Annotated in this window: 7 protein-coding genes; 1 reads left to right on the top strand and 6 read right to left on the bottom strand. The window is 43.1% G+C overall.

Features of this window, described 5'->3' with window-relative positions:
- Positions 1-80: 80 nt before the first annotated feature.
- The 5 genes from ACYVRH_RS17005 to ACYVRH_RS17025 form a co-directional block, all read right to left on the bottom strand.
- Positions 81-785 (bottom strand): zinc metallopeptidase, encoded by a 705-nt coding sequence (locus ACYVRH_RS17005; RefSeq protein ID WP_461258039.1) that lies wholly within the window; start codon positions 783-785, stop codon positions 81-83.
- A gap of 29 nt (positions 786-814) precedes the next feature.
- Entirely contained in the window at positions 815-3,058 is a 2,244-nt protein-coding gene (gene ppk1, locus ACYVRH_RS17010; RefSeq protein WP_461258032.1) for a polyphosphate kinase 1, read from the bottom strand.
- 115 nt (positions 3,059-3,173) lie between these two features.
- Entirely contained in the window at positions 3,174-3,440 is a 267-nt protein-coding gene (locus ACYVRH_RS17015; RefSeq protein ID WP_461258033.1) for a type II toxin-antitoxin system YafQ family toxin, read from the bottom strand.
- A gap of 3 nt (positions 3,441-3,443) precedes the next feature.
- Complete coding sequence (locus ACYVRH_RS17020) at positions 3,444-3,638, bottom strand: hypothetical protein (RefSeq protein WP_461258034.1); 195 nt, start codon at positions 3,636-3,638, stop codon at positions 3,444-3,446.
- Between the two features lie 660 nt (positions 3,639-4,298).
- Entirely contained in the window at positions 4,299-4,958 is a 660-nt protein-coding gene (locus ACYVRH_RS17025) for an outer membrane beta-barrel protein (RefSeq protein ID WP_461258035.1), read from the bottom strand.
- A gap of 267 nt (positions 4,959-5,225) precedes the next feature.
- On the opposite strand from ACYVRH_RS17025, the gene ACYVRH_RS17030 reads away from it, so the two are divergent.
- The gene (locus tag ACYVRH_RS17030; RefSeq protein ID WP_461258036.1) at positions 5,226-5,543 is read left to right on the top strand and encodes a helix-turn-helix domain-containing protein; all 318 of its coding nucleotides are present in this window, start codon (positions 5,226-5,228) and stop codon (positions 5,541-5,543) included.
- 463 nt (positions 5,544-6,006) lie between these two features.
- Here the strand turns inward: ACYVRH_RS17030 and ACYVRH_RS17035 are convergent.
- On the bottom strand, positions 6,007-6,239 hold a 233-nt coding region (locus tag ACYVRH_RS17035; RefSeq protein WP_461258037.1), incomplete at its 5' end, for a hypothetical protein.

Raw genomic sequence — 6,239 nt, forward strand, 5'->3', positions numbered from 1 at the left:
TGAGTATTTGTATCTTTTGTAATATCAAGTTATTTTTAGTATTATATATGACCCAGAAGGGAATTTTTCGTAAAATACTTTTATCTGCGGCGGCGTGACAACAGAATAAGGCGCAGTAAGCTGGCAATCGAAGAAAGCGCTGAGGCGACATAAGTTAATGCCGCAGCGGTTAAAACCTTTTTTACGCCATTTAATTCTTTTTCGGTCAGGACATTGTTGGCTCGCAGAACAGTAATAGCCCTATGTGAAGCGTTAAATTCCACAGGCAATGTGATAACGTAGAAAAGCACGGCGCCGCTAAAGAGGATAATTCCAATATTTAATAACAGCGAGGCAATGCCGCCAAAAGACGAACTGGCAGGAATAGCAAGCCCGATTATCGCAAGCCATGGGCCAAATCTTGAGCCGATATTTGCCACAGGTACAAGCGTGCTTCTCATGAAAAGAGGCCCCCAGTGGGTGGCGTGTTGAATCGCGTGTCCGGCTTCATGCGCGGCGACGCCTACTGCGGCAATTGACTTTGAGCCGTACACCGGTTCTGAAAGCCGCAATTTTTTATCCGAGGGCGAATAATGGTCTGTAAGAGAGCCGCCGACCGGCTCAACTTTTACATCGTTGATGTTGTTTGTCCGCAGTAAAAGATCAGCCGCAGCGGTGCCTGTTATTCCCTTTGAACAGGGCACTTTTGAATATTTTGCAAAAGTGGATTTAACCATAAACTGCGCCCAAAGCGACAAGAGCAAAGTTGGAACGACTAAGAATAAATAATACTGATCAAACATAATTTTCCTCCATGGATCCCTTTTATATTCTATCATTTATCCGCGGGCGGACTGCGCCGCACGGTATATTCAAGTTTTACAGAGCCGTGATTTTCACTGTCCCTCGCGGCGCGGGAAAGCATTTCTTTCTGAACACGGAAAAGTTTTTCTCCCGCAGGAGGAGCCAACTGTTTCCATTTGCCTTCGCTGTCCAACACGGAAGATTGACAGTTATCACGGAAATAATCGTTAAGAATATCATATAATACCGCGCGGAGTTTTTCATCCTGTATGGGGAATAAAATTTCCACACGGTGGTCAAGGTTTCGCGTCATCAAATCGGCGCTGGCGCAGTAAATTTCGTCCGCGCCGCCGTTGGAAAAGTAATAAATTCTTGAGTGTTCAAGATAATGGTCGATGACGCTGATTACGCGGATGTTTTCAGAAACTCCTTTTATGCCGGGAACTAAAGTGCAGATGCCCCTGACGCACAAGGATATTTTTACGCCCGCCTCAGACGCATTGTAAAGAGCCTTTATTACGTCAACATCGGTAAGCGAATTCATTTTTGCCATTATTCTGGCGGGATATTTTTGCTTTGCCCTGTTTGCTTCCCTTTCTATAAGTTCAAGAAAACGGCGCTTTAGGGCAGTAGGCGCAATTGTCAGCTTCGTCATTGTCTGAACGGTTGAGTAACCCGTGAGCATGTTAAAAATCAGCCCCGCGTCATAAGCAATATCATCGCGGCAGGTAAAGAGGCAGATGTCTTCGTAGTATTTTGCCGTTCTGTCGTTGTAGTTTCCCGTAGAAAGATGCACATAGCGCTTTACGCGGTCGTTCTCCCTGCGCAGAACCATCGAAATTTTAGAATGGATTTTTAAGCGTGAAAGCCCGTACACGACGATAACGCCCGCTTTTTCCAACCTGTTCGCCCATGAGATATTCCGCTCCTCGTCAAACCGCGCTTTAAGTTCAACCACCGCCGTTACATGTTTGCCGTTCAAAGCCGCCTGCTCCAAGGCGCGGACAACCGGGGAAAAAGCCGAAGACCCCGAATGAAGCCCGATTCCCGGAATAGCGCCGCCCGTCCTGTAAAGCGCGGTTCTAATAGAAATAACCTGCGGGTCTGTCGCGGCTTCCTGAAAAAAACGAACCACAGGATCAAAAGACTGATACGGCAAATGCAGCATCACGTCCCCTTGACTGATTCTGTCCCAGATGGGAGTCTCTTCGTTAAAATCTACGGACTTGTGTATCTTCCACGGTTTTTCCGTCAAATCTTCAAGGCTTGCCACATTGGACAATTCCATAAAATCAACAGGATTAATCGGCCCGTCAACCTCATACAAATAATCGCTATCCAGTAAAAAACGACGGGCAAGGTCTTCTTTTAATTTGACGCTTCCCGAAGAATAAACCATTCTGATACATTCCGATCTTCCCCTGCCTTCAATAACTTCTACCATTGCTTCGACAAAATCTTCGTCTCTCTGTTCGTCAACCGAGAAATCAGCGTCCCTGTTAATTTTAAACAACATGCTTTCCCTGACGCGAAAACCGGGGAAAAGATAACCGCCCCATGTAACAATTACGTCATCCAGTAAAGCAAGCTGAAAGTTTTCTTTCTGAAAGTTTTCTTTTCCGCCGCCGTTATGCGACGCTTCAAAGTCCGGCAGCCAGATAAGCCTGTTTAAAACGCCGGGAATAGGTATAATTACTTTTAACTCTTTCGGCGCGTCGCTTGCTACGCCTTCCAGTCCCTGAGGCGGAGTTGGATTTTCAGGCTCAAGCAGAAAGACGGCATTTAGCGATCTGCTTTCGATAAAAGGCATGGGCTTGTCATCTTCCAAACGCAGGGGAGTTAATACGGGGTATATTTGGTTTAAAAAAAACGCGTTTAAAAAATCAAGCTGGGGAACAGACCATGAATCGGGGCGCAGAAGAGACAAACCGTTTTTTGCAAGCCCCGGAAATATTTCATTACGCAAACATTCATACTGACGATTCATAATGGAATGAACTTTTTTGGAAATAGCCTTTAACTGCTGAGCGGCCGTTAAACCGGAAGGATCAACCGTTCTGCCGGCTTCCGCTTTTTGCAAGCGCATTAACGCCGCGACCCTGACCATAAAAAACTCGTCAAAATTGGAGGATACAATAGAAAGAAACCTTAATCTTTCAAGAAGGGGCGTTTCTGCGCGAAGCCCCTCATTCATTACACGCTCATTAAAATCCACCCATGAAAGATCTCTGCTGATATAAGGGAAATCTGGTTTGTTATTTTCAATTTTGTCCATTTATTTAATTATAATGCATTTATAAGTCTTTTTATACAAATATGGGTTGATTTTTATGATTAAATTGCAAGAATTCTTGTTAAAAACACAAAGGGGTACTACTTGTATTCCTTCTTTAAAGATAATCGGAATGTGTTCCAGTATAGTAAAAAACAACTTTCTCCTCTGATTTGCGATAGATCATAACCCAATCGTCTTCAATATGGCAATCAGTAAGTCTTTCATAATTGCCGGAAAATCCATGTTCATGACAATGTTCTGGTAACGGTTCACCCCAAATGAGTAGTGCTATTATTTCATATATTTTGTCCATGTTTCTATGGCGTTTTTCCATTAGTTTGATGTCTTTTTTAAATTGGTTGGTAAAAGCAAAGTCCAGCAACAGTTAAACGCCTAAATCTTCCCTTGCTTCTTCAAGAGAGGTATACCACTTAGCCGATTTTTCTCCATTAAAAATAGCGTCTCCCTCTGCTATTGCGGCAAGCACTTTGGCGTTAAAGGGAGGATTTTCGGCATGAAGGGGACAGTCATCTCCGTGAATACATTCGGTGGTGGTTTCAGTTTCGGTTACTGCTATCATAAAAAGCTCCTCTATGTTTAATATACTCTTTTTTTGGCAGATCAACAAGTATTTATAGAACGATGTATGCCCAAAGAATTTATTCAGTACAGGCAGGCAGACTGCGCACGCTGTAAAAACTTCGGAAGAGTCCGCCTCGCACTGGCGGCCACCTAAAGGCGGCCTTGCTTTTATTGGGAACTGCGGCATTTTTTGGTGCTCTCAGCGTGCGGCATTATTGATCAAGAGGGGAACCTTCGACCTAAAGTCTCGGTTGAGGTTCTACACGACTACGCCGTGCGTTTATTTGGCTGTGAGCCTTTCCGGCGACTGAACAGTGTGGGTAGAAAGCTTTATCTAGGGTTTGTCGCCGGACTTTTATTCTCTGATTTTTTTTGTTTTATTCCCAAGTCTCTCCGGCGGGGAATTCCGAAAGATGTTTTTACATCGCGCGCAGCCTGCCCGCCTGTACTCAAGAAGTTTATTGGGCATACATCTTCTAGCGGTAATATGGATTATAGCTGGTACTTTCTGTTAACCATGTACAGCGGCATCAAGGCAATTCCGCATTGTTTGATTTTCTTGTTTCTAGTATTCAGGACAGGCGGGCGAGCCTAGTACCGTTAGTATTGTTACAACTAACGGCACTAGACGTTTTGAGTGTCATGTGCTAGTTTTAGGCTATTCTCCTATGGTAATAGAGTAACCTACTCCAATGTGAAAAGCGCTTTTTTTCAAAACCTTTTCTGTTGATCCCATAAATTCAAATTCAGTATCTAAAAAATCAAACCCATATCGAATGTCCGCAAAAAGCACCCCTGGACCAATTTTGTAACCGACTATCCCGCCTATCATCGCTCCAATAGAACCTTTCCATTCTCCTTCTGCGCTGGCACCTCCTGCAAGTGGTGAAAGTTTAATTTCTCCATCACCAATTGGTACAGTTAAATATATTCCGCCTATACCGGATAATTGTATCCCGTCCCCAATAGTTGTTCCAACGCGGAGGAGAACAGGGATTAATAATGAAGAGGCTTTTAATGTTGCTGCTTCAATTCCCATCGCTTTGACCGCGACCTCATCTGAATTGTATAAAATTTCTGCCTGTATACCAAACGTATCAGAAAAATTATATCCAGCTTGAACCGCAAAACCAAAACCAAAATCGCCTTCAAGGTCAACAGAGATTCCGCCTAACGCCTTTTCAAAGTCAGAAGAAGGTTCATAGGTAGGCATAATTCCTATAGCCCGAACTCCAATCGAAAACCCTTTTGCTTGCGCAAAAACCCCTCCCACAACCAAAACCGTAAGTGCCAAAACAATAAATCTTTTCTTTGCCATTTTTTTTCTCCTTGTGTGGCAATAAAATTTTTTAAGTTAAACAATGAAAATAAAAATCTTTATTTATGAGTGTTCCGTAGCGGCAGCACAGATGCTGTCGCTCTCATCAATTTCAATTTTTTATTCTGCCTAACTCAAATTCCATTGAAATTTCGCAATATTCCCACGTTTTCCCGAATATTGTTCGCATACTGCTAGCATAATATAATATTATGTATTCGTCAAGCATCTCTGTGTAAAAAAAAAGAGTGCATATAGAATACAAAAATGGATTTATGTCGGCTTTTTATTCAAAACCTGAAAAAATGGCGTAAAATTATGGGTATTTCCCAGAAAAAGCTTGCGGAAAAGTGTGATGCGGCCCATTCATATATTAGGCAAATTGAATGTGGAAACAGGTATCCATCATTTGCTTTTATTGGGAAGATTGCCGATGCGTTGCACATTGAACCGTATCAACTGTTCTATGATGAAACAAAACCAGGCAGAACCGCACATGCACAACGCATAGAATCCGCTAAAAAGAAATTACTTGAAGCGGTGTCAAATGATATTCAAGCCGCTTTTGACGAATTAAAAAAATGAACACTTTAAACAGTCCACCCTAATCCCCCTTTGTGATCTTTGTTCCTTCGTGATCTTTGTGTGAAGTCTTCTCAAAACGGTAATGCAGTGGTAATTGACACCACTTTTTCATAGTGTCGTTATGCGACATTTAAACGCCACCGATGGTGTCTATTGCTAATTGTAAATTGCTCATTCCTAATTACTGCTAGAAGATGTATGCCCAATAAATCCTTGAGTACAGTCAGGGCAGGCTGCCTATGGCAAAAACATCTTCTGTGGGTTCCCCGCCACAGCCAAATAAACGCACGGCGTAGCCGTGTAAATCAATAATGCCGCACGCTGAGAGCACCAAAAAATGCAGTAGTCCCAAATAAAAGCAAGGCCGCCTTTAGGTGGCCGTCAGTGCGAGGCGGGTTCTTCCGAAGTTTTTACAGCGTGCGCAGCCTGCCTAAGCTATCTAGCGTAGCCGGATAGCACTGTACTAAATAAATTCTTTGGGCATACATCTTGCCTCACTTGGAGTAAAAGTCACACTACGGTATCTTCTACCGCTTTTACCCAAAAGATGAATAAAAAAACAAAAAAATTGTCCTGCCCACGCTGAACTTGCCGTTTTAGACCAAAGCATATAAGGTGGTATACAAAAGCCCAGGAGGGAAACATGGGCAAAAGAAAAAGTTATACTGCCGAAGAAAAAGTAAAGATTCTCAGAGA

This window comes from Treponema sp. R80B11-R83G3 (assembly GCF_054786115.1).

Bases quoted from the DNA above. Each gene is read 5' to 3' on its own strand.
- ppk1 (WP_461258032.1), bottom strand. From the start codon at position 3,058: ATGGACAAAATTGAAAATAACAAACCAGATTTCCCTTATATCAGCAGA.
- ACYVRH_RS17020 (WP_461258034.1), bottom strand. From the start codon at position 3,638: ATGATAGCAGTAACCGAAACTGAAACCACCACCGAATGTATTCACGGA.
- ACYVRH_RS17025 (WP_461258035.1), bottom strand. From the start codon at position 4,958: ATGGCAAAGAAAAGATTTATTGTTTTGGCACTTACGGTTTTGGTTGTG.
- ACYVRH_RS17030 (WP_461258036.1), top strand. From the start codon at position 5,226: ATGGATTTATGTCGGCTTTTTATTCAAAACCTGAAAAAATGGCGTAAA.